The sequence below is a fragment of the Pontibacillus chungwhensis BH030062 genome (genome assembly GCF_000770675.1).
GTDB lineage: Bacteria > Bacillota > Bacilli > Bacillales > BH030062 > Pontibacillus > Pontibacillus chungwhensis.
This window is the reverse complement of record NZ_AVBG01000006.1, coordinates 176172-200797: the sequence shown is the minus strand read 5'-3', so window position 1 is coordinate 200797 and position 24626 is coordinate 176172. Positions and strand designations below refer to the sequence as shown.

General features: G+C 43.2%; 17 protein-coding genes and 1 pseudogene. 11 read left to right on the top strand and 7 right to left on the bottom strand.

The window, feature by feature from the left end; genetic code table 11:
* Positions 1 to 503: 503 nt before the first annotated feature.
* Both N780_RS20050 and N780_RS10000 read right to left on the bottom strand, forming a co-directional pair.
* Positions 504 to 680, bottom strand: a complete 177-nt coding sequence (locus tag N780_RS20050) for an SE1832 family protein (protein ID WP_198135847.1) — start codon at positions 678 to 680, stop codon at positions 504 to 506.
* Positions 681 to 781: 101 nt separating this feature from the next.
* Positions 782 to 2194, bottom strand: a complete 1413-nt coding sequence (locus N780_RS10000; protein ID WP_232299518.1) for an outer membrane protein assembly factor BamB family protein — start codon at positions 2192 to 2194, stop codon at positions 782 to 784.
* A 421-nt stretch (positions 2195 to 2615) separates the two neighbouring features.
* Here N780_RS10000 and N780_RS09995 point away from each other — a divergent pair, with 421 nt between their 5' ends.
* The 4 genes from N780_RS09995 (at position 2616) to N780_RS09980 (ending at position 6571) form a co-directional block, all read left to right on the top strand.
* Positions 2616 to 3602: a glycosyltransferase family 2 protein gene (locus N780_RS09995; RefSeq protein ID WP_036783219.1), complete on the top strand. Its 987-nt coding sequence runs from the start codon at positions 2616 to 2618 to the stop codon at positions 3600 to 3602.
* A 4-nt stretch (positions 3603 to 3606) separates the two neighbouring features.
* Positions 3607 to 4017 carry a GtrA family protein gene (locus tag N780_RS09990; RefSeq protein WP_036783216.1) on the top strand — a complete coding sequence of 137 codons (411 nt, stop codon included), beginning with the start codon at positions 3607 to 3609 and terminating at the stop codon, positions 4015 to 4017.
* Complete coding sequence (locus N780_RS09985; protein ID WP_036783213.1) at positions 4014 to 5480, top strand: glycosyltransferase family 39 protein; 1467 nt, start codon at positions 4014 to 4016, stop codon at positions 5478 to 5480. Before N780_RS09990 ends, N780_RS09985 begins: the two co-directional genes overlap by 4 nt.
* A gap of 269 nt (positions 5481 to 5749) precedes the next feature.
* Positions 5750 to 6571: a transposase gene (locus N780_RS09980; RefSeq protein WP_232299517.1), complete on the top strand. Its 822-nt coding sequence runs from the start codon at positions 5750 to 5752 to the stop codon at positions 6569 to 6571.
* A gap of 550 nt (positions 6572 to 7121) precedes the next feature.
* On the opposite strand, the pseudogene N780_RS09975 reads toward N780_RS09980, so the two are convergent.
* Positions 7122 to 8747, bottom strand: a pseudogene (locus tag N780_RS09975) (L-lactate permease).
* Between the two features lie 21 nt (positions 8748 to 8768).
* Positions 8769 to 9725: an L-lactate dehydrogenase gene (locus N780_RS09970; protein WP_036783210.1), complete on the bottom strand. Its 957-nt coding sequence runs from the start codon at positions 9723 to 9725 to the stop codon at positions 8769 to 8771.
* Between the two features lie 661 nt (positions 9726 to 10386).
* On the opposite strand from N780_RS09970, the gene N780_RS09965 reads away from it, so the two are divergent.
* Positions 10387 to 11871, top strand: coding sequence for a methyl-accepting chemotaxis protein (locus N780_RS09965; protein WP_036783207.1), 1485 nt, complete (start codon positions 10387 to 10389; stop codon positions 11869 to 11871).
* A gap of 182 nt (positions 11872 to 12053) precedes the next feature.
* On the opposite strand, the gene N780_RS20325 is transcribed toward N780_RS09965, so the two are convergent.
* From N780_RS20325 to cudC, 3 genes are all read right to left on the bottom strand, one after another.
* Positions 12054 to 12455, bottom strand: coding sequence for a glycine betaine ABC transporter substrate-binding protein (locus N780_RS20325; protein WP_332307811.1), 402 nt, complete (start codon positions 12453 to 12455; stop codon positions 12054 to 12056).
* Entirely contained in the window at positions 12430 to 12933 is a 504-nt protein-coding gene (locus tag N780_RS20320) for a glycine betaine ABC transporter substrate-binding protein (protein ID WP_332307810.1), read from the bottom strand. Before N780_RS20320 ends, N780_RS20325 begins: the two co-directional genes overlap by 26 nt.
* A 172-nt stretch (positions 12934 to 13105) precedes the next feature.
* Positions 13106 to 13657 carry a choline uptake/conversion transcriptional regulator CudC gene (gene cudC / locus N780_RS09955; protein ID WP_036783204.1) on the bottom strand — a complete coding sequence of 184 codons (552 nt, stop codon included), beginning with the start codon at positions 13655 to 13657 and terminating at the stop codon, positions 13106 to 13108.
* A gap of 299 nt (positions 13658 to 13956) precedes the next feature.
* Between cudC and betB the strand changes: the two genes are divergently transcribed.
* The 6 genes from betB to ulaA all read left to right on the top strand — a co-directional run bounded on the left by betB (position 13957) and on the right by ulaA (position 24584).
* Entirely contained in the window at positions 13957 to 15429 is a 1473-nt protein-coding gene (betB, locus tag N780_RS09950; RefSeq protein ID WP_036783360.1) for a betaine-aldehyde dehydrogenase, read from the top strand.
* 62 nt (positions 15430 to 15491) lie between these two features.
* The gene (gene betA / locus N780_RS09945; protein WP_036783202.1) at positions 15492 to 17201 is read left to right on the top strand and encodes a choline dehydrogenase; all 1710 of its coding nucleotides are present in this window, start codon (positions 15492 to 15494) and stop codon (positions 17199 to 17201) included.
* A gap of 478 nt (positions 17202 to 17679) precedes the next feature.
* Complete coding sequence (locus N780_RS09940; RefSeq protein ID WP_052114996.1) at positions 17680 to 20079, top strand: immune inhibitor A domain-containing protein; 2400 nt, start codon at positions 17680 to 17682, stop codon at positions 20077 to 20079.
* 719 nt (positions 20080 to 20798) lie between these two features.
* A complete protein-coding gene (locus tag N780_RS09930; protein ID WP_036783191.1) occupies positions 20799 to 22901 on the top strand; it encodes a BglG family transcription antiterminator in 2103 nt (700 codons plus the stop codon).
* Between the two features lie 21 nt (positions 22902 to 22922).
* Positions 22923 to 23189, top strand: a complete 267-nt coding sequence (locus tag N780_RS09925) for a PTS sugar transporter subunit IIB (protein ID WP_036783189.1) — start codon at positions 22923 to 22925, stop codon at positions 23187 to 23189.
* A 30-nt stretch (positions 23190 to 23219) separates the two neighbouring features.
* Positions 23220 to 24584, top strand: a complete 1365-nt coding sequence (gene ulaA, locus N780_RS09920) for a PTS ascorbate transporter subunit IIC (RefSeq protein ID WP_036783188.1) — start codon at positions 23220 to 23222, stop codon at positions 24582 to 24584.
* The last annotated feature ends 42 nt before the right edge of the window (positions 24585 to 24626 follow it).

Below are 24626 nucleotides of genomic sequence, written 5' to 3'. Positions count from 1 at the left end.
ATATAACAAACTAACTGGCAGTGCGGATATAAAGCACATGTAGTACGCAATAGGGAGCGCAGTGGTGAATAAAAGATAGAGAACTTCTATCTCAATTAGTAGCGTACTTAATGTAGCTCTCAGTAAATTACTAATGATTAAGATTAATAAACCTATACCAATCATAGTTATAAACATCTTCCCTATCTGTTTGAAACTGTACCCTCTTTTGTTGCCTGTAATCTGATCAGATCGACACTTAGGACAACGTACTATTCTTTCACGGCTTAACTCTGGTTGCATAAGTATTCCTCTCTTTATATGTATTTATATTCTTATAATCGACATGTTTATTAGAATGTAAAGGACATGATTGGAGGAAGCCAGAGAGCAAGGTATATTGTCCCTTCTAGTGCCGAAATAAATTGAGTACTAAAAAGCAGAAGGAAACCCAAATATATCGGGATTTCCTTCTGCTTTTTTTGTTGATCAAACGTTTGATCAATTTACACTACGCCAACTCATTAAGCTTTAGCCAACTGACTATTCAGTTCCGCCAACTCATCTTCCAACTGTTTTAACTGTTTCTCCAGCTTCTCTGTATTCCCACCAACGGATTCCATCTTTTCTAGATCTCCCTGGATTCGTATGTAATCCGATTTTACAACGTTAATTTGGCTTTCTAGTTCTCTTTTTGTCATACCAGCAAAGCACTCCTTTTTTAATTTTAATTACCTAAAGTATAAATCAAGTAGGGGAATTATGGCTACTAGAGGGACGAGGTACCTATCCCTCTATCCCGCTACTTCTTCACTTTTCTTATCCCATACATAATTAGTGCAAAGGCCAAGATAGCTCCGACAATGATAGAGATGATCCATGTAGTTGAGAAGGTTTCCTCTGTTTCTTGTTCTCCCTCTTTTTGTCCGTTCTCATTTTTCTCTTCGTCTATTCCTGTAACCTCACTCGTAGGCATCACATACACATTCGAATCCTGACTACCTGTGATGAGGTGATTGTTCATAAGTACCGGGCCGGACGGGGCTAGTGTGCCGCCTAGCTCTTTTTTTCCTAACAATTCGCCGTCTTCTGTGTTAAAGGCGTAGACGAAGCCTTCCGCATCTGTGAAGTAGACAACATCCTGATCGGCTACTGGAGGTGCTTTGTTGATGTTGCTCTCATACGACCATGACTGCTCTCCGCTCTTGGCGTCATAGGCGTAGAAGGTTCGGGTGATCGGGCTGCCGACAAAGATTTTATCCTTGTAAATCATAGGTGCGCCTGATTTATTATTTTGTACCATTTCCCCTGAGCCGAAGCTTTCTTTCCAGACCACTTCTCCTGTTTCAAGATCCATTGCATACATGAAGTGTTCTGGGTAGTCTAGGCCTTTTTCCGATGGTTCTAGGGCTGTTGTGATAACGAGATCGTCTTTGTAAATGGCAGGGGGTACGTCATCGAGTCCTGCATATACGTTGTTGAATTCGGTTTTCCAAAGGACTTCTTGAGCTGATAAGTCTATGGCAAAGAAGGTGTAAGGTGTGGGTCTTCCTGCGCCGACATATAGGATTCCGTCCTTAATATTTGGAGAAGACATACTGACGACATGTCCTAATTTTAGTTTCCATTTCTCGGTCCCATCTTTAGGATCGACCGCATAGAGGTGATCATCGCCGGTTGTGATATATACGGTTCTGTCATGATAAGCAGGTGTTGGCATGACTTCACCTTTTGTCTTGAAATTCCACAAGATTTCGCCCGTTTCTGGATCAAGGCTTAACATGCCGCTTTCCCCTGTGCCTCTTACTCCGTCAGGGCCGCCAAAACGGTTTCCATAACCGACGAATAATTGATCATCCACGTAGATCGTCTCAGAGTGAATCCAGTTCGGTGCCTGCGCTTGCCAGTTCATCTTTTCTTCTATCAAATTATAAGAATAAATGTCCCCTGTATTGTGGTTCCCTATGTAGACATTATTCCCGACGATAACAGGGGTGGAGCGAATTTGATCGTTTGTATCAATGATCATGTTCAATTGTTCTTCAAAGTCGTTGTGGAAGACAGGATTATTGTCTGGATTCATCCTGTACTGCGTCCAGTCTGATGGACCGAAGTCCTCAGCTGATACGGAATTTGCGAAGCTTAACGTGGGCAGTACCACAATTGATAGAATGAGGAACATAAGTGTAGGTGCTTTGAATGGTGTTCTCATCATGATCTCCTTCCTGTAATTTATAAATGTAAGTGCATAACTGCGCCCATTATAGCAAATTTTTGTAAGTTGTCCATCTGTCAGATGTCGTGCATCTCAAAACTGTCCTTTGGTTCTTTACGGTTCTAATGTGTTATTTAGAGACGCGAAGGGACGAGGTACCTGTCCCCTTGGCCCTATTATACATTTTATAGGAAATATGTTATGATTCAGTAGTTTTGTAATGATAGAGAGTAGAAAAAAATTAGTTGTCAGACTTTCGTTCAAAGACTGAAAGTGGTGCTATAATATTGAAGGATATTCCTCAATTAGTTGAGGTTTTGTGACTCTGTTATGGGTCTTGCTATTGGAAGTTTGGTAGAAACGGGCGGGTTTGTCGTAACAGAGAATAGAATGATTATGAATTTTTGAAAGGAAGATCGTTGTGAAGACTATAACGATTATGGTCCCTGCATATAATGAAGAAGAATCTCTTCATTATTTATATGAGCGGCTTTTTGGTGTAGTGGATGGCCAGAAGGGTTATTCATTTGAACTATTATTTGTAAACGATGGGAGTCAGGATGAAACGCTCCCGATTATTAAGGAATTAAGAGAGATGGACAAGCGTGTGTCGTTCGTGGATTTATCTCGTAACTTTGGTAAGGAGATTGCCATGATTGCCGGACTAGATCATGCAAAGGGAGATGCGGTTGTCATTATGGATGCTGATCTTCAGGATCCACCAGAACTCATCCCTGAAATGATTGAGTACTGGGAAGCGGGCTACGACGATGTTTTCGCAAAGCGTAGAAGCCGTGCGGGTGAGAGCTTAATGAAGAAAGCGACCTCTAGTCTCTTTTATAAAGTGCTTGAGAAGATGTCTGATGTACCGATTCAAAAGGATACTGGCGACTTTCGTTTATTAGACAGGCGTTGTGTGGAAGCTCTTAAAAAAATAAGAGAATCGCAGCGCTATACAAAAGGGATGTTCAGTTGGGTAGGCTATAACAAGAAGGAGATCCTCTTTGACCGTGACCCTCGTGTTTCTGGTGAAACGAAATGGAACTATAAGAAGTTGGCAGACCTGGCAATCGAAGGGATTACGTCATTTACGACGGCTCCGCTTCGCCTTTCTTCTTTCTTAGGCATGGGTGTGTCATTTTTTGCTTTCCTTTATATGATATGGATTATTTCCAAGACGCTTCTGTACGGAGAGAGTGTAGCGGGATATCCGTCACTCATGAGCGCCATTCTCTTCTTAGGCGGCATTCAGCTCATCGTACTCGGCATTATTGGCGAGTACCTGGGACGCGTGTTTAATGAAACGAAGATCAGGCCTCTCTATTTTGTGGATGAATATAATGAAGAGAAAGTGACCAATCGCTCTGATTTGGTTCAACATTCCGCTCAGCACGGGGGCGAAAGGTAGTCCTATGGGTAAAAAGAAAGAAATGATCCTGTATTTAGTGTTTGGTGGGTTAACGACCCTTATTAATATTATTGTATACGCCGGGCTTGAAAGCGGGCTTGGTGTAGATTACAAATTAGCGACGACTGTGGCCTGGATTGCGGCCGTTGTGTTCGCGTTTATCACGAATAAGCTATTTGTCTTCGAGAGTAAGGATACCTCTGCCCGGACTAGCACACGCGAATTTATTTTATTTATTTTCTTCCGTATCCTTTCATTAGGAGTCGATCTTGGGACGATGATTCTGCTTATCGAAGTTATGAGTCAGGACAGCTTATTGTCTAAGATCGTGGCGAATGTAATTGTAGTACTATTCAACTACTTTGCAAGCAAGTACCTGATCTTTGCTGAGAAAAAAGAGGAGGTGAGGGCATGAATACATTCTTATCTCTTTTTCAGCGTTTCTCTGTCATTGTGATTTTACTTGTAGGAGTCTTGTTCTTCTCCTTTGGATTCGTGTCAAATCTCACGATGATCGAAGATGTGTATTCATTGAGGGACTTGCTTCTTCTAGTGGTAGTAGGGATTGTGGTTTTACTTATAGGCGTATCCATTTTGAGGTTACCCATTCCTAATCTGGCCTTTGTGTCCATCTTGCTTGTTTCTGCTTTCATCATCCGACTTGTCTGGGTGTTGAATGTGGACACAGCGCTCTTGTCGGACTTTGCGAAGCTATATAATGCAGCGGTTAGTGCTTCAAATGGCAACTTCGCCTTTTCAGATGACGCTTACTTTTCAAGATGGGTTTATCAGATTGGGTTTGTCATGTATGAATCCTTGATTATCTCGATCTTTGGCGAGGGTACAATGGTCCTTAAGTTGATCAATGTAGTACTGGGTACCGCGACGGTAGGACTTGTATACTTAATCGGGAAATCCGTCTTTAACGAAACGGCGGGTCGTATTGCAGGGGCTGTTTATGCCATTTATCTTCCATCGATCGTCATGACGTCTGTCTTGACGAATCAATACTTAGCAACATTCTTAATCTTTGCTGGATTATATCTTTTGGTGGAACGGTTTGAGATAAGTAAGTGGAGTTGGATCGGGATTGGAGTATTGTTGGCACTAGGTCACATCATACGTCCAATTGGTCCTTTCGTTCTATTAGCCGTTGGGATTTATGTCTTCGTTGTATATCTGTTAAAAGGAGACCATAAACTAAAAGCTTTTGGAAAATTAGCGGGGATTATGGGTGTATTTTTCATCATCCAGTTATCTGTCAGTCAGGCCTTTATGGCTTCAGGAGTTACGGATTATCCGCTTGGAAACCGTGATCCTTTATGGAAGTTCGTGTTAGGGCTGAACCATGAAACGGACGGAACGTATTCCGGTTCTGATGTTGAGATTCTTGCTCCGTTAGATGGAGAAGAGCGAGAACAGAAGCAGCGCGAACTGATTGAGGAGAGGCTGTCTGATCCAGGTGAAGTGCTTGTATTGATGAAGGATAAATTCCAAATTATGTGGGGAGAGGAACATGATTCGTCTTTCTTCTGGGGCTTAACAGGCATCGAAGCTCCTAATTTAAAGACACTCCTTTACCAGATTAATAATGTCATGTTTACCCTCTTCTTCGTGTTTGGAGTAGTAGCCAGTGTGAAGTTGCTGTTGAGCAAGCGCTCAGAGATTCCAATGAAATCTCTTCTTTTTGTACTGCTGGTGATCGGTTACGCAATGATTCACTTGATTATTGAAGTGCAAACAAGATACCGCTTCTTTGCCATGCCAGCTCTCATAATGCTACAAGGTTACGGCATTTACCTCGTTTCAGAACGACTGAAACAGCTGTTTAAGCGGGACGTGGGGACACGTTCGTCGTCCCTTCGAGAGACGAAATAATTAGTGGTAGAATAATGGATGCTTATGAACGCAGGCTGGAATTTCAGCCTGCGTTTTTGTGTGGAGCGGGATGGAGGGACAGGTACATTGTCCCGTCGATTTTCGAATTAAATGATTGAAGAAGGTACCCATCTACAGTTGGAGGATCAGTCCCTTTTGTCTTTTTGAAGGATTTTTAAATTGAAGGTAGAAATATAAGGAGACCACTCCCTCTGCTACCCCTCATTTCTCACCCCATCTACCTCACGAAAGGAGGTCCCCCAAAATAAATGCCCAGAAAAGCGAGAAAACAGAGCCGTACGGGTATCTACCATATTATGCTGAGAGGCATCAACCAACAAACGATCTTCGAAGACGAAACAGACAAACGGCAGTTTCTCCAAACCCTAAAGCGATATAAGGAACTTTGTCATTTTAAGCTTTATAGCTACTGTATTATGGACAATCATGTGCATCTTTTATTAGAAGAAGGAGAGGAGAGCTTTTCTCAATCTTTGAAGCGAATCAGTTCCAGCTATGTTTATTGGTACAATCTTAAGTATGACCGAAGTGGACACTTGTTCCAGGGACGTTTTAACAGCGAGTGTGTAAACGATATGGATTATTTCTTAACGGTAGTGAGGTATATTCACCAGAATCCTTTAAAGGCCGCGGTTGTTAGAACTGTGTGGGATAGTAAATGGACAAGTATTCATGCGTATCTCGGTCGTCGTTCTGATTTAGTCGATACGGAAAAAGTTCTGGCCTTATTGGCGTTTGATGATATCACAGCTTTGAAGTGTTATAAGAACTTTATGGAAGAGGTAAATGAAGATCAGTGCCTAGATATCATACTGAAAACAAGGGTGCAAGATTGTGAAGTAAGAGAACACTTGATGAACCTAGGTGTCCCGCATAGCAGTATGCTCCAGCAAATGGAACGAAAGAAGCGGAATGGAATTCTAGCAAGTCTTAAGTCCATCGAAGGGGTCTCGTGTAGACAAATATCACGAGTAACCGGCATCTCCAAAAGCGTAGTCGGTCGTGCGCCGGGACCGGGGGACAGGTACGTTGTCCCGTCTGGCTCCGAACGAGTAAAAAAGCAGAACTAGATGTTCTGCTTTTTTTGTATGGATCAAATTATGATTGCGGCTATTAATCTATTATTTAGGGAAACGAAGGGACGAGGTACCTGTCCCCCTGGCCCTACCCTCTAATCAACAAAGAAAGAGGCTTCTTCTTCTAAGTCACGGAACCACTTTTTCTTGTAGGAGTGAAATGTATGTCCTTTTGCTTCGGGATCTGTTTTCATTTCTTGTTCAATCCATTGATTCTGTTCAAGAATCGCTCTTTCTGTACGAACTTTTCCTTTTCCTTTGCAAACAAAGCAAATGCCGTCATCGATATGTTTGTACCGTCTTATTCTTCCTTTTCTTCCTGGTTCACTGCTGCAGTGTGGACATTCTATAGTTGGGTAGGGATGGGTTGATACATCAAATGGGAACCGAATCGGAATCTCCTCCTGGGTGAATTATGAAAGCTAATCTATTTATTCCTTTTTTCATGTCTCATATTCTACCATATTTAGGACAAAAGGACGAGAACCCGCATCGCTAGCTCAGTGGAAGCGAAGGGACGAGGTACCCGTCCCCCCGGCCCAGCTCACATTCCTATCAAAGAGAGTACAAACGTACATACACAAACAACAGCTAGTAAGCCAAGGCTATAATAGAGCGTCTTTTGGAACAGAGTAGATTCTTTACCTGTTTGTTTAACAGCAGCAGTGGCGATGGCGATAGATTGAGGAGAAATGAGTTTTGCCATAACTCCTCCCGCTGTGTTGGCTGCGAGCAGTAGGGCTGGATTTGCTGTAATTTGTTCAGCTGTTACGACTTGTAGGTGACCGAATAGGGCGTTGTTACTAACAACAGAACCTGTTATGAAAACACCGAGCCAGCCGAGAATTGGGCTGAAGAGTGGGAACAGGTCGCCTGTTTTAGATAGCGCTAATCCAATCGTAGAGCTCAGGCCTGCAAAGTTTGATAGATTTGCAAAGCCCATGACAAAGCAGATCGTCAGAACGGGTACCCATAATTCTTTTACGGTTCGTTTTTAAGAGTTCATTCCTTGCGGTAGCGTAATCGCAGAGCTGAATAATCCTGTTAGCAGTACAGCTACAAGGATCGCGGTCCCTGTTGCAGAGATGATGTCTAATTTGAATAATGCATCTAGTGCGACCGTTTCTGGAGAGATCGGTGGTGCTTTCATGATGGTCTCATGCAGAAACGGCATCGGGATCATTTTTGTCGTGTTTTCTAATAATCCGTTCTCGCTAAATAACGCTTTAAAAGCAGGTAAGCTCCAGATCGTAATCGTTGCGGTTAAGATATAGAACGGTGACCAAGCTTTCACAATTTCCTTGAGAGAATAGGTTTCCATTTGTGTTGTTTCAGGAGCATCGCCTTCACGATAAATCGTTTTTGGCTTCCATTTTCTTAAGAAAAGAGCAAGGCCTGCCATGCTAAGAAGTGCGGCTAGTATGTTCGCTAGTTCAGGTCCTAAGAATAAAATAGTGAAAGCTTGAGTCCCTGTATAAATTCCGCTTACGACAAGGAGAGCTGGAAGTGTTTCTTTAATTCCCTTCACACCATTCAAAATAAAGACGAGTAAAAATGGAATGGCAAAAGAAATCATAGGAAGCGTGAAGGCGAGCATTCTTGATAGTTCCATCGTTTCCAAGTTGCCCATCTGCGCCCCAACAATCACGGGGATTCCGATTGCTCCAAAAGCGCCAGATGCGGCATTGGCGATTAAGCATAGGGCGGCAGCTTTCAGTGGACGGAAGCCAAGTTCAACGAGCAAGGCGGCACTGATCGCAATCGGTACGCCGAAGCCGGCAGCCCCTTCAAGGAATGCGTTAAAACTAAAACCGATTAATAATAGCTGTAAGCGTTGGTCTTCTGAAATATTGGCGATGCTAGCCCGGATTACGGTGAATTTACCGGTCCGGACAGCGATTTTGTAAAGCCAAACGGCCATGATAACGATGTAACCGATTGGCCATAACCCTTTCGCAACGCCTAATGCAGAAGCGGATAGGGCTTGGGCAAGCGGCATATCAAAGAATAGGACAGACACGGCCACACTCAAACAAAGAGTAAGAAAGGCAGCGAGTATGCCTTTCATTCTAAACTTTGTTAAAGCGAGAAAGAAAAACAAGATTGGGAGAAAGGCTATAAATGCACTGATTAATTCGTTTCCAAATGGATCGTACTGTTGTAACCACATCGGATATCATCTCTTTCTAACTTATTTTGCTTCAAAATTTTGCTCTAAGATGTCTTTCAATACGCGAGCACTATAGTTGAACTGTTCTGTTTCCTCGGCATTTAAGCTCACTTCAACCACATTGCGGATCCCGTTACGGTTAATCACAGCCGGAACCCCGATATAGACATCTTCTGTGTTGTACTCCCCGTCCAAATAGGCACTCACTGTCATGATGCTATTCTCATTGTTTAGGATCGCTTTTGTAATTCGAGTCAGTCCCATTGCGATGCCGTAGTAGGTCGCGCCTTTTTTCTCAATGATGTGATAAGCGGCATCGCGAACGTTTGTGAAAATCTCGTCCAAGTCTTCAAGTTTATAGTCAGGGCGTTGTTTCATCATTTCTAAAACAGGTACGCCTCCTACTGTTGCATGACTCCAGACAGGCAGTTCTGTGTCACCATGTTCACCGATGATGGTTGCGTGGATATTAGATGGTGCTACTTCGAAATATTCGCCAAGCATGTAGCGGAAGCGGCCAGAGTCGAGGATTGTCCCACTGCCGATCACGCGCTCTTTTGGCAATCCGCTGAATTTCCATGTTGCATAAGTTAAGATATCGACTGGATTGGTAGCGACAAGGAAGATTCCATTGAAACCACTAGCCATGACGTTCGTTACGATTGTGTGGAAGATAGATAGATTCTTCTTCACTAAATCCAATCGAGTTTCTCCAGGTTTTTGGTTGGCTCCTGCACAGATACAAACAATGTCGGCATCTTTACAATCGTCGTATTGTCCATACCATGTTTTTGTTGGGTTAGGGGCGAATACTTTTCCATGATTTAGGTCCATAGCGTCGCCCATCGCTTTGCCCTCGTTTAAGTCAATGATTACGAATTCTTCTGTTACGGCTTGGTTTAACATGGCAAAAGCATAGCTGCTCCCTACGGATCCTGCTCCAATTAGTGCCACGCGGTTTACATTTTTAGTTGTCATTTTGAATTCCTCCGTAGAAAAATGTTTCATGTGAATTACTTCACAATCTTATTGTGCACTTTCTTGTTTATGGAATCAATACCATATGTGAAACTTTTCACAAAAAGGAACAAAAGACACTAAAAGAGCGCTTACAAGTTCACCGTTTGTTCACAAACTGGGGCGGGATGAGGGGACAGGTTCCTTGTCCCAGTTGGTGGGCCGGAGGGACAGGTACAGTGTCCCGGCCGTTTATGTTTCTCTTTTGTTGACCATAATGGTTTTAAAAGGGTCTGGGAGGGGGAGCTTGAATGGAGGAAGAAGGGAATTTCTTTAAAGGATTTTTGTGGGCACTGGCACTTAGCGTACCAGTCTGGGCAGTCATTATAGGGATCATCCGTTTGGCTGTTTAACTAGTAGAAACATATAAAAAATCTAAATTATTCATAAGCCTCTGTCTAGTTGATCAAACGTTTGATCAACTAGACAGAGGCTTGTTTTATAGGCATTGAGAAGAGGGAGTGGGGACAATGTACCTGTCCCTTAGTCTCTGGGGACAAGAGACCTGTCCCCAAGCCCCGTCATGAAAATTTAACACTAAATATAAGAAAAATTTAAAAAATTATAGTAATATTATGAAATGGGCTATTTTGCCTAAATTTGCTTCAGAAGGGACAGTTTTATGGAGAAGGATAAAAAAATAGCGTTACTGAACAATCGCAACAAATTAATAATTAAATTATCATGGTTTTCTATTGTGTTAAGTATCTTAACAAACTTAACAAGCCAAGCAGATTTAATCATTGCTGGGATTATCTTGGGAATTGGGGGTACGTTTACCACGATAGGGACAATCTTAACTTGGAAAGAAATAGGCGTTAGGTATGTGATGTATATAGTTATGTTCAGTCTTACATTAATTACGTATTTTATGGTTGAGAGCAACCCACATATGATTTCTTACTTAATGGTTTATTATAACTTAGCGGTAATTTCCGTTTATCAGCTAATGAAACCAATTGCAGTTATATCCTCCTTGCAAATAGCGTTAACGGTATTGTTTTATATACAATTTGGCGCGGTTATGTTTCCGGATTATGGTGTAGAGGGCTTGATTTCTCTTATTCTATACATTGTGTTGGTGACGTCTTTTCTGATGTTCCAGGCAGGATTGAATACGAAACTTCAAGTAAAATCTTATGTGAATGAAGAGCAAGCTCTGTCAGCGAAGCGGCATGCTGAAGAGATGGTTGCGCAAGTACAAGGTTCTTTAGAAACGCTTAGTAACTTTAGTGACCGTCTAAAAGGTAATATTGAAGTAACAGGGCGTGTCTCCTCTGAAGTGACCAAGACATTTAATGAAATGGCCTCAGCCATTGAACATCAGGCGGCCGGTGTAATGGACATAACGAGCTTGGTGGATCAGAGTAAATCAAATGTCGATGATGTAAATGTAAGTTCAAATTCCATGAAAGAACATACCGAGAAATCAGTAGAAGTCACGAAAAAAGCTTTTGATCAGATGAATCATTTAAATGGGGAAATTGAAAACGTAAATTCCATCATGATGCAAGCGGAAGATTCTATGAATCAATTAAAACAAGAAGCAGATGAAATTAGCGGTATCATAAATGTCATCAATAATGTCTCTGAGCAAACGAATCTTCTCGCTCTAAACGCTGCCATTGAAGCCGCCCGTGCAGGTGAACACGGTAAAGGTTTCGCCGTTGTAGCGGATGAAGTGAGGAAACTAGCAGAAGAGTCAAAAGCCTCCACTGTTAAAATCGCTTCTATATTAGAGAAAATCCAGGTCAATATTAATGGATCAGTAGAGAAAGTAACAGAGGGAAGAGTCGCGGTTACTACAAGTCAGCAGAACTCATCAGAGATTAAAAATGTGCTAGAAACCATTAAAGAAAATGGCACCAACGTGGTCGCTCAAACTCAGGCCGTTGATGAAATAATTAAGCAATTACTCGAATCGTCTGAAGAAACAAGTGATCAGATCAATGATGTTTCTTCTATTACCCAACAGACCGCAGCAGGTGTTGAAGAAGTTCTGGCTAGTGTAGAAGAACAAAACACAAAAGTGAATGAAATCGTTGAAGATTATTCTACACTTGAAGAGTCCATTCAATCGTTTGTGAACGTCGTCAATCGTTCATGATGTGGGATGGAGGGACATGTGGGATGGAGGGACAGGTTTACTGTCCCACCACTCCAGGCCTGAACAGAATAGTGCATTAGAAAAAGCAGAACTAAATTAGTTCTGCTTTTTCTGTGACCGGAGACACCAACCCCGTATTATTTAGAGAAGCGAAGGGACAATGTACCTGTCCCCAAGTCCCGTTATTTCACCCATTCACCAATCAATTCCTGATTGTTTTCTACCCATTTTCGGGCGCCGTCAATGGGTTCTTCGCTATTCTCTACTGCGTTAATAAGTTCACCGATTTGCTGGTCGTTCATCTTCCAGTTCTTCAACCATTCTTTTACTTGAGGGTGATCGTCTGCAAAGCCTTGGCGTGTTGCGTGGTGGATTTTTTCTATTCCGCCATATACTTTTTTCGGATCTTCTAAGAATTTTAAGTCATATTCCGAAAAGATCCAGTGCGGACTCCAGAGAGGGGCCACGATTGCTTGTTGATCTTTCACAGCTTCGCCAATTTCAGCTAACATCGCCGGTTCAGAGCTTGATTGAAGGACATAATTAAGATCATAGTCCTTAATCAATTGTTCCGTTACTTCCATCGTTCCTGCGCCGGGGGTCAAGGCCGACGATGTTGCCTTCAAACTTTTCTTTATGTTCATTCAAATCTTCGATGCTATTCACATCTTCCATATAGGCTGGAACGACAAGTCCTACTTTCGCGTTGTCAAACCAAGTCGCATCTGAGAAATTCACAGAATCCTGATAGCTTTCTAAGTAATTGGCATCCTGAACTGGTAACCAGATCTCTAAGCTGGCATCCAGGTCACCGCTTTTTAACGCAGCCATCGTACTGCCCATATTCAGATTAGTCAGCTTCACGTCGTAACCTTTATCCTCTAAGATCACTTTCCACATATTCGTAACAGCGATATTTTCAGCCCAGCTCACTTGGCCGATCGAGATTTTCTTATCACTTTTCTCCTCGCCACCGGCTTCCTCTGTGCTCCCACATGCTGACAGAACCGCTATCATCACGATTGCTACCAACATACTCCATGATTTTGTCCACTTGTTCATGTTGCTCATCTCCCCTTTTCTTTGTGAAATCTATATCTTATATACATTTAACGTTAAAAGTATTAAGAATTTTTTTAACAAAAGTACAAAACGAAGCCATCTCTTTTATGTAAGAGTGGAACATGTTGAGAACGGGGCGTCTGTCATATAACAGGTGCCCCGAACTTTTTATTTAATCTTTCTGATCTTTCGGTAAGAAATTATAGATCTCACCACTTCGAATGCTTTCCGCTAGTTCACCAAGCCAATGGTAATACGTTTTTGACTCTTCCAATTGGTCGTAGTATTCCTTCGCTTTTGCAACAATATCTGGCGTGCTGCTGGAATCTTTCATAACTTCTACAAAATCTTCCTGAGCTGATTCAATCGCCCCGAGATTTGTTTTTACTTCGCGTTCCCACATCTGGCAGTAAAAAGCCATGAAGGAATGGAAGAAATCTTTTTCCGCGGCGTACGTGTGCTTTCTTGAACCGCGTGTAAATGTTTTTTTCACCATTTCAATTTCCTGAAGCTTGCGGACGCTTGTACTCATACTTGGCTTACTCATTCCAAGTTCCGCGCGCATCTCATCAAGTGTCATCTGACCTTCAAAGTACATGGTCGCGTAAAGGTTCGCAGCCGCCGGGGTGACCCCGTATAAATCCATCGTTTCTGCAATCGCACCCATGACTTTATCCTTTGCTTCTTCTATTTTGAGTTGTGGCCTTTCATTTGACTCACTCATCGGGTCGCTCCTTCAACAAAATATCTTGTATTAAATAATTCTCAAATATTCTTTACGAACTTTATGTTAACGCGTTCAGATTAAATGTCAAATGCAAAACGTGATTTTAAGAAAATAGGATAATTCCCGTATCAGTCCCTGTAAGGTTTCGGCCCAATTTTCTTATTTCTAGAAATTGTAACCAAGAAGTTATTTTGACAGATATTAAAAGTAGTGTTACTGTTAAAAACGTTAAATAAATATTTAATAAACTTAATATAGATGACAAAAATAAAGTTGAGGAGTTGATTGGATTGGATCTGAAACTAAAGCTGCAACATTATATAAATGGTAAATGGGTTGGCGCGGACTCAGACGACACGCGTACGATCATTAATCCATATAATCAGGAAGTCATTGCGACGGTTCCGGAAGGTAATGAAACGGAAGCAAAAGAAGCGATCGCTGCGGCAAGAGCAGCTTTTGACAACGGAGAATGGGCTTCAACCCCGGCGACAGAGCGTGGGGCGATCGTGCGTAAGATTGCTGAATTCATTGAAAGAGATAAAGAAGAGCTAGCTTACTTAGAGTCACTCGATACTGGAAAAACAGTAGAAGAAAGTCGTGGCGACATGGAGGATATCGCTGGGGTCTTTCGTTATTATGCAGAACTTGCAGATAAAGATGGCGGGGAAATGATTGATTCACCAGTTGCAAACTCCATTAGTAAAGTTGTGCGTGAACCAGTAGGCGTGTGCGGACAGATTACACCTTGGAATTATCCTTTACTTCAAGCTTCGTGGAAATTAGCTCCCGCCCTTGCAACGGGCAATACGTTAATTATGAAGCCAAGTGAAATTACACCACTTACGACAGTGAAAGTGTTTCAACTAATCGAAGAAGCAGGTGTTCCTGCCGGTGTTGCCAACCTCGTTCTTGGTGCAGGAAGCACAATCGGAGCGGAGCTATCTGCGAATGAGGATGTCGATCTTATTTCCTTCACAGGCGGAATTGTGACCGGGAAGAAGATCATGCAAGCGGCAAGTTCAAACGTGAAGAAACTTGCGCTTGAGCTTGGTGGGAAGAATCCGAATATCATATTCGCTGATGCTGATTTTGAAACAGCCGTTGACCAGGCATTAAACGGTGTGTTCTTCCACGCCGGACAAATTTGCTCCGCTGGCACGAGGTTAATTATAGAAGAAAGCATTCACGATGAATTCGTACAAGCGCTTGTAGAGCGGGTGAAGAAGTTCAAGCTTGGCAGCGGTTTTGATGAAGATACGCAAATGGGGCCGCTCATTTCAGCAGAACACCTTCAAAAAGTTGAACAGTACGTACAAGCAGGGATTCAAGAAGGTGCAACCTTGGCCGTTGGCGGCAAACGCCCAGAAGATCCTGAGTTGCAAAAAGGGTTCTTCTACCTGCCTACGATCTTCACGGACTGCACCTCAGACATGACCGTTGTTCAAGAAGAAGCATTCGGTCCCATTATCACGGTTGAAAAATTCAGCACAGAAGAAGAAGCCGTTAAGTTCTCCAATGATTCCATCTATGGACTTGCTGGCGGTGTGTGGACGAACGACACGCGAAAAGCAGAACGCTGTGCCGCGAAGATGCGCATGGGAACGGTTTGGATTAATGACTTCAATCTGTATTTTCCTCATGCACCGTGGGGCGGTTTTAAGCAGTCTGGTATTGGACGCGAGCTAGGCAAATTAGGGCTTGAAGAATATACGGAAACGAAGCATATTTTCCAAAACCTTAATCCTGAACCGATCAACTGGTTCTAATCTATTTAAATATAATCATGTGAACTATATAGGAAGAAAAAATTCATCAAGGAGGAACACATATGACAGAAGCATACGATATTGTAATTGTTGGGGGCGGGAGTGCAGGCTCTGTGCTCGGTAACCGCCTAAGTGAAGATGGGAAGAAAAGCGTTCTTATTTTAGAAGCGGGACGTAGCGACTATTCATGGGATCTTCTAATCCAGATGCCAGCGGCTTTGCCGTTTCCTGCAGGGAAAAGCTTGTACGATTGGAAGTACGAATCCGATCCTGAACCGCATATGAATGGCCGACGCATCAAGCATGCGAGAGGAAAAGTTCTTGGTGGTTCTAGTTCCATTAACGGTATGATCTATCAGCGTGGAAATCCGTTAGACTATGAGCGCTGGGGTGCAGACGAGGGGATGGATACGTGGGATTTCGCACACTGCCTTCCGTACTTTAAGCGTTTAGAAAATGCACTAGCTTCACCAGATGATGATATGCGTGGCCATGACGGTCCTATAAAATTAGAACGCGGACCAGCCAAGAATCCTCTATTCCAGGCGTTCTTTGACTCAGGTGTTGAAGCAGGCTACTCAAGAACACCTGATGTGAACGGGTTCCGCCAAGAAGGATTCGGACCGTTTGATAAGCACGTATATAAGGGACAGCGCATGTCAGCTTCCCGTGCTTACTTACACCCGGTGATGGACCGTGAGAATTTAACGGTTAAAACACGTGCGTTTGTTAAGCATATTGATTTTGACGGGAAAAAAGCTACAGGCTTAACGTATTTCCGAAATGGCCAGACTCATCAAGTAAAAGCAGGAGAGGTCATCCTTTCAGGCGGTGCGATTAATACGCCGCAGATGCTTCAGCTTTCAGGTGTGGGGGATGCCGATCACCTAATGTCCCTTGGCATTAAACCGGTTGTTGATCTTCCGGGAGTAGGGGAGAACCTGCAGGACCACCTTGAAACGTACATCCAGTACACGTGCCCAGAGCCGGTGTCGGAACAGCCGAACTTGAATAAAGCGCGCATGCCTTGGATTGGTTTGCAGTGGATGTTCGGACGTACAGGACCTGCTGCGACGAACCACTTCGAAGGCGGAGGATTTGTTCGTTCGAATGAAGACGTGGACTATCCGAACCTGATGTATCATTTCCTTCCGGTAGCTGTCCGTTACGATGGCCAAAAAGCCGCAACGAAGCACGGTTTCCAGGTACACGTTGGACCGATGTATTCCGATGCTCGCGGGTCATTAAAGATCCGTTCCAAAGATCCAAAAGAGCACCCAAGCATGGTATACAACTACCTTTCTACGGAACAAGACCGACGTGAGTGGATTGAAGCTGTGCGTGTGACGCGAAACATTATGGCCCAGCCATCTATGAAAACCTACAATGGAGGGGAAATCTCACCTGGCCCTTCTGTGCAAACAGACGAAGAGATCTTAGAGTGGGTAAAAGAAGATGCCGAAACGGCCCTTCACCCGTCTTGTACAGCCAAAATGGGACCAGCAACAGATCCAATGGCTGTCGTAGATCCGCATTCCATGAAAGTTCACGGAGTTGAGAACTTACGCGTAGTCGACGCATCCGCTATGCCTTACGTAACAAACGGCAACATTCATGCACCAGTATTGATGCTTGCTGAGAAAGCTGCTGACCTGATTTTAGGACGTAAGCCACTTGAGCCGATTCATGCTGATTTCTATCGTCATGGCGTGCACGACCCGGAGGCGGGGACAGTGGGTAAGTCTAAAACCAAACAAGCTGTTGTGAGGTAAAAGCGGGACTTGGGGACACAGCGGGACTTGGGGACGGGTTCCTTGTCCCGCGGTGACTTATGATAAAATCCTTTCTTGATCAAACGTTTGATCAAGGGAGGTTTTTTGCGTTAAAGAGGCCTTTCACAGGGGGGAGATCTATTATGTTTAAGGCTTCTGTGACCTTCTTGGGGTGCGGGCAGGTCAAGAGGTCATAGATCACGTGGTTCTCTTACGTTTTAGTTCGTTTGATTAATGGAAGCTTCACAGATAGGGCTTGTCTCTGACTGTTTAGGACCGAAATACTAGCAAAACGTCATCGATTGCTAGTATCTCTCAACTTTTTTGATATAAATCTAGTGAAAGGTAAGAGAGGGACAAGATACCTGTCCCTCTGGTCCAGGTCCAAAGTGTGATTTTGTAACTATATGTAGAAATTTTGAAGCCTATCTCTACTTTTGTAGAATATATTGATTAATCAGAATACTAGAGTATAGTAATGTTATCACGGAAATTTGAGAGGGGAAGAGATAGTTTGAAAAAGAGTAAACTGGTTACTTCTGCTTTGGCGTTAGCATTAACGGTGGGTCCATTAAGTTCCTCAGTAGTGGCGCAAACCACATCAGACCTTCATCAGGAGTTACATAAGTCCCATGTGCATGGTGGTGCTCCTTTTGACGTGGCCATCGCTAATGATGAACGCTTAATTAAGATGTTGAAGGAAGAAGGGAAAATAGCAAATGATGCGAGCCCTTCAGAAGCTGAGAAAGTATTGAATCAATTCTTAGAAAACAAGAGTGAAGCAGCGAAAAATAAGAAAGAAGAAAAGTTGCCAGGTAGTTTGGGAACTCCTCTAAAAGAACAAAAAGCTTCATCAAATAGCTTAACAAATGGGAAAGGAAATAAACTTGGTCAAGCCAAGAAGAACAAGGTAGATTCAGTAGAAGAGGAAGCTTATAACGGAGAGGTACGCTCTGACAAAGTCCTGGTCTTAGCCATTGATTTCCCTGACTATCCAACGAGCTCTATTACTCCTGCAGAGACAGATATGTATTATGATGAATATCCAAACAAACATTTTGAAGATATGCTCTTTGGAGAAGAGGGCTGGACGGGTCCTGAAGGTGAAAATTATGTGTCTATGAAACAATATTATGAAAAGCAGTCAGGTGGAAGTTACACGGTAGATGGAGAAGTTGCAGGGTGGTATACAGCATCACAGCCAGCGGCCTATTACGGTGGTAATGATCCTGCGCCTGATGGTAATGATGCCCGACCTCGTTCGTTAGTCTATGAAGCACTTGTCGCAGCAGGGGCAGATCCAAATGTTGATTTAAGTGAATATGATGTTTGGGATCGCTATGACTACGATGGTGATGGTGTTTATGCAGAGCCGGATGGAATCATTGACCACTTAATGGTTATTCATGCTGGTGTAGGTGAAGAAGCTGGAGGGGGAACTTTAGGAAAAGATGCGATTTGGTCACACCGCTGGAATTTTGGTGAGAGTATTGTGGCCGTACCAGGTGGAACATCTAACAGCGACCGCTTTGGCGGCGTGCTTGGAGCTTATGACTACACAATCGAACCTGAAGATGGAGCGGTTGGAGTTTTTATTCATGAATTTGGACATGATCTCGGACTTCCTGATGAGTACGACACTCAGTACACAGGTAAAGGGGAGCCAGTAAGCTACTGGTCTATTATGTCAAGTGGTAGCTGGGCAGGTAAGTTACCGGGGACAATGCCAACAGGCTTTAGCCCTTATATGAAAGAAATGCTTCAAGCTAATCATGGTGGGAACTGGTTATCGGGAACGACCCTTGATGCGGAGGATGTTACATCAGAAGGTACCGCTGTTCTACTAGATGAAGGGGTTACGAAAGGTACGAACAACGATGCGGTTCGCGTTGATCTTCCTGATAAGGTGAATGTTGTGAACACTCCTACTAGCGGTGAATATGAGTACTTTAGTGGTAGTGGGAATGGACTGGACAACTCTATGACACAAACTGTTGATTTAACAGGAGCGACAAATGCTGAGTTAACGTTTAAAGCTTGGTATGATATTGAGCAAGACTGGGATTACGCTTCTGTGAAAGTAAATGGAGAAGCTGTTGAAGGGAATATCACAACTAGTGAAGATCCTTGGGGCTATGGTCAAAACCCTGGTCATGGTATCACAGGTTCTTCCGATGGCTGGGTAAATGCGGAATTTGATTTATCTGCCTACGCTGGGCAAGAAGTAGTATTAGAACTGAATTACTGGACGGATGGATATGTAGCCAATCCTGGATTCTATGCAGATGATATTACTCTGACAGTCGATGGGGAAGAGAAGATTTCAGATGATGCTGAAGGAGATTCAAGCTTTGAACTAAACGGCTTTACAAAGGATAACGGTACCTTCTTGAGTGAACATTATTACTTGCTAGAGTGGAGATCTCACAATGATGTGGATAAAGGCTTAGCAAATATTCGCCGAGGTGCCAGCCTAATGTCCTTCGATAGTGGATTAGTTGTTTGGTATGTGGATAAAGCTTACGATAACAACTGGACAGGCGTTCATCCTGGGGATGGATTTGTTGGTGTTGTAGATGCGGACCAGAAAACGTTGTACTGGAGTGATGATACAGTAGCATCAACTCGTTATCAGGTTCACGACGCTGCATTTAGTTTAGAGAAAACAGAAAAAATGTTTTTGGATTACACTGAACTATATGGTATTACTGTAAAGGATAATCATACTAAACGAACTCCATTGTTCGATGACAGCGCAGATTATTCCAATAAAGGTCTAATTGATGCAGGTAGGAATGTTCCAGAATACGGCTTGAAATTCCGTGTAATTGGTCAAAGTGATGATGGCACAGTTGGTAAGGTGCTAATCTTTAAGTAAAAGTGTTTAAGCAAAAGGAGCTCATCCATTAGGGGGGAGCTCCTTTTTATAGTTGCGTGTAACGTAGGGACAAGGGTCCTGTCCCCGTGGTCCATTGTTCCTGTGGTGATTTATGATAAGGAACCCTCTTGATCAAACGTTTGATCAAGAGAGGGTTATTTTCGTTAAGGAAAGTTTTATCAGGGCGGGAGACCTAACTATTGAAGGGTTCTGTGCCGTTTTTGGGATATGGGTGATGCAAAAGGCATTGATCATGTGGGTCTATGACCTTTTACTACGTTTAAACAATGAAAACGTCACTGATCGTGCTTCTCTCTAACCTTTTGAAGCCGAAATCCTGATGGAACGTCACAGATAACTCTTATCTCTTACCTTTTGGGACTATAAATGTGATGAAACGTAAGAGAGGGACAATGTACCTGTCCCCCTGGTCCAGTCCCCCTGGCCCATTCAATTTCTGTAACAAAACCCAAAACCACCCAAGTAACCCTTGATCAAATATTCCGCCAATTCCCCCCGCTACCACTCTCCATGACGCGGCTTTTCCTCAAAAACCACCCTAACTGTTCAATTTTGCAAACTTCACTATGACAGTTGTTATACAGTGAAACCCCTTTCACGTTTAATATATAGGGGTTATACTAAGTTTGTATTCAACATCATGATGACTTTGAATTAACATTTTGCAAACTTCATCATCCGGAGGTGAAGAGCAGGACATGGTTTTAGATAAACGACGAACTTATGTATTAACGCAGTTGTACCAGTCAGATACACCCATCTCAACAAAATGGTTGCAGAAGAAAATGGGCGTTTCGGCTCGTACCATCTATTATGATATTCAACAAATTAACGATTGGCTCGAAGATCAGGATCTTGAGGGCATTCAGCGGGAGAGAGGCAAGGGATTTTTCCTCACCGCTAAAACAGAAACTCAGATTCCTCAGAAGATTAAGCTTTCTGACCGCTGGGATTATCGGTTATCCAGGGAAGAGAGGAAGGTATTACTCCTCTTATACTTGCTAACCAATACTTCGGTCATCCGTATGAAAGATCTCATCGATCATACGCAAATGAGCCGTGGCAGCATTAGTAAAGACCTTGATCAGATAAAAGAGTACTTCTCGGAACATAGGCTCGATCTTCGGTACTCGAAGACGAAGGGCTACTACCTCGAAGGACAGGAATTGCACAAGCGCCAGCTTCTCTCCCACATTTTAGTTTCGGTGAAAACCGATGAGAAATGGCAGGGGATCAGAAGTGAAGCGTATGAGATTCTGTTATCCATGTCACCTGATCAGACGAAGCTGACTCCTTTCTTAAAGAAAGTCTTATATGAAACTGAGAAAGAGCTAGGGCTCGTGTTCACCGATGAAATGATTACGATCCTATCTATGCAAATTATCATTTCTTTGGAAAGGCTTACACATGGTCAGGAGATCGAGTTAGATGAAGATGAACGTGAAGCATTAGCAAAAACGAAAGCGTTTTCTGCTGCGGGGCGGATTAGTGAACAACTACACGCTGAAGGGTATGCAGAACTTTCAGAGGATGAGATAGGCTTTCTGTCTATGAATCTCTTAAGCTCGAAAGTGCATCAGGAACCGCCTTCTTCTCCATACGAGGATCCGGAGGCGCCAGGTTTAAAACGAGTGATTCGTAGCATGGTTGATGACTTTCAAGTGTACTCTTGCGTATTATTCGAACACCGCGATCAATTAGAAGCGAATTTACTCTTGCATTTGAAACCGGTTTTTTACCGTTTGAAGTACGATGTTCCTTCTAACAACGAGCTCTCTGAGCACATCCAGGAACATTATCAAGAGATCTTCAAACTGACCAAGCGCTCGATCATTCACTTGGAGCGTTATATGGAAAAGGCCATACCAGATGAAGAAATTGCTTATATCGCGATGCACTTTGGCGGTTGGCTTTCAAAGGAAGACCAAACGATTGAGAAGAAATACAAAGCGATTATTGTTTGCGAAAACGGCATTGGAACATCGAACATGTTGAAAGCTCAGTTAGAAGCAATGATGACCGGGATTGATGTTGTCGCCACACTTTCCTTCCGGGAATACCAGGACACAACATTACGAGCGGATGTCATCTTTGCAACGAATTTCTTAAAAGAAAAAGAAACACCTGTCATTCATGTTCCGGCTCTTCTTCAAGACGCAGACAAGGAATACGTTTTGAAGCAATTGAATCATCGGCTTCAGGACGCCCCTGGGGAAATGGATCAGACAGATGAGCTGATGGCGGTCATTAAGAAGCATGCCACGGTGCATGATGAGCATGCGTTAAAGCAGCAGCTTCTCTCTTATCAGGCCCATCAGACCTTTTCGATAAAGGAGCATTATAAACCTATGTTAAATGAATTGCTTACGTCAGATACGATTCAATTTGAATCATCCGTATCCACTTGGGAAGAAGCGATTACGAAAGCATCCCAGCCGCTTCTTGAGAGTGGAAAGATTGGCCAAGGCTACATCGATGCCATGATTGATAACGTAAACGAATTAGGGCCTTACATCGTGATTGCGCCTAAAATCGCCATCCCACACGCTCGCCCAGAAGCAGGAGTAGAGCAGTTGGGGATGAGCCTATTAAAAGTCGATGAACCGGTACCTTTTTCAGACCAGGAAAAACACAAGGCGAACCTCATTATTGTGTTGGCTGCAATTGACAACGAAACACATTTAACCGCTCTGTCTCAGCTCACGACAATGCTGTCGGAGCCTGAGAATATGGAACAATTATTGAACGCTCAAAACACAGATGATGTATTAAGCTTAGTAAACAATTATTCGCACGTATAAAAAAACTTGGAGGGATTTCAAATGAAAAAAGTATTAGTTGTATGTGGTAATGGATTAGGAAGCAGCATGATTGTAGAAATGAACGTAAAAAGCATTTTGAAAGATCTTAACAAAGAAGCAGAAGTATCTCACACGGACCTTTCCTCTGCAAAATCAGAGCCAGCAGACCTATACCTTGGATCTGAAGATATTGTTGGCAGCTTAGACGATGGTAGTAAAAATGTTGTTCAACTGAAGAACCTAATGGACAAGAACGAACTAAGAGAAGCGTTAGAGCAAAACATCTAGAGACAGGTAAACAAGAGGAGGGGATAGACTATGATCGATTTAATTATGAAAGATATTCTGGGAACGCCCGCCATCCTGGTTGGGCTGTTCGCCCTCATTGGTCTAGTAGCTCAGCGTAAGAATTTCGCTGACACGTTATCAGGGACGCTAAAGACAATCATGGGGTTTGTGATTCTTGGGGCTGGTGCAGAATTTCTTATTAAGTCATTAACGCAGTTTAGTGCCATGTTTGATCATGCATTCAGTGTAAATGGAGTCATTCCAAATAATGAAGCGATTGTCGCTATGGCTCAAGAAAGTTTCGGTACAGAGACAGCGATGATCATGTTATTTGGAATGGTAGCGAACATTATAATCGCTCGTTTCACGCCATTTAAGTACATTTTCCTTACAGGTCACCATACAATGTTTATGGCCTGCCTCATTGCAGTTATTTTAACAACAGGCGGCTTATCGGGAGCATCTCTTGTCATTATCGGATCTATTATCCTCGGTTCATTGATGGTACTATTCCCAGCGATCTTACAACCTTACACAAGAGAGATCACTGGATCAGACGACTTTGCCGTTGGTCACTTCGGATCTACAGGATATTTTGTTTCCGCTTTCATCGGAAAGCGCATTGGCAAAAACTCTAAATCTACAGAAGAGATTAAAGTTCCGAAGTCCCTTGGCTTCCTTCGCGATACTTCTGTGTCCGTTTCCCTAACAATGGTTGTCTTGTTCTTCGTTGTTGCAGCATTCGCAGGACCTGCGTTTATCGAAACAGAATTAAGTGGAGGACAGAACTTCCTAGTCTTCTCCTTCATGCAAGGTCTTACATTCGCAGCTGGTGTTTATATCATTTTGCAAGGTGTGCGTATGTTACTTGCTGAGATTGTTCCAGCCTTTAAAGGTATTGCGGACAAGGTTGTTCCAAACGCGAAGCCAGCTCTTGATGCACCAGCGGTCTTCCCGTTCGCGAGTAACGCGGTTATTATCGGTTTCTTAACGAGTTTCGTAGCTGGTCTACTCAGCATGTTCTTCCTGCCGCTACTTGGCCTGAAGGTCATCGTGCCAGGGCTAGTGCCACACTTCTTCACGGGCGCAGCGGCCGGTGTGTTCGGTAACGCTACCGGCGGTCGACGCGGTGCAGTAGTTGGATCATTTGCAAATGGTGCGATCATTAGCTTCCTTCCAGCCCTCTTACTGCCAGTACTCGGCTCTCTTGGATTTGAAGGAACAACGTTCGGAGACGCTGACTTCGGATTTGTAGGAATTATTTTAGGAAATCTAATTCGCCTATTTGAATCGAACTTCCTCTTTGTTGCTAGTGCATTTGTGCTTCTTGTTCTTGCCTTCTTCGTTAGTTGGAAGACAAGAGGAGCGAAAGAAACGCCTTCAGAAGCAGCGTAATTGTTAATAAAACTGAGAAAGCCTTCTCTTAATGAGGAGGTT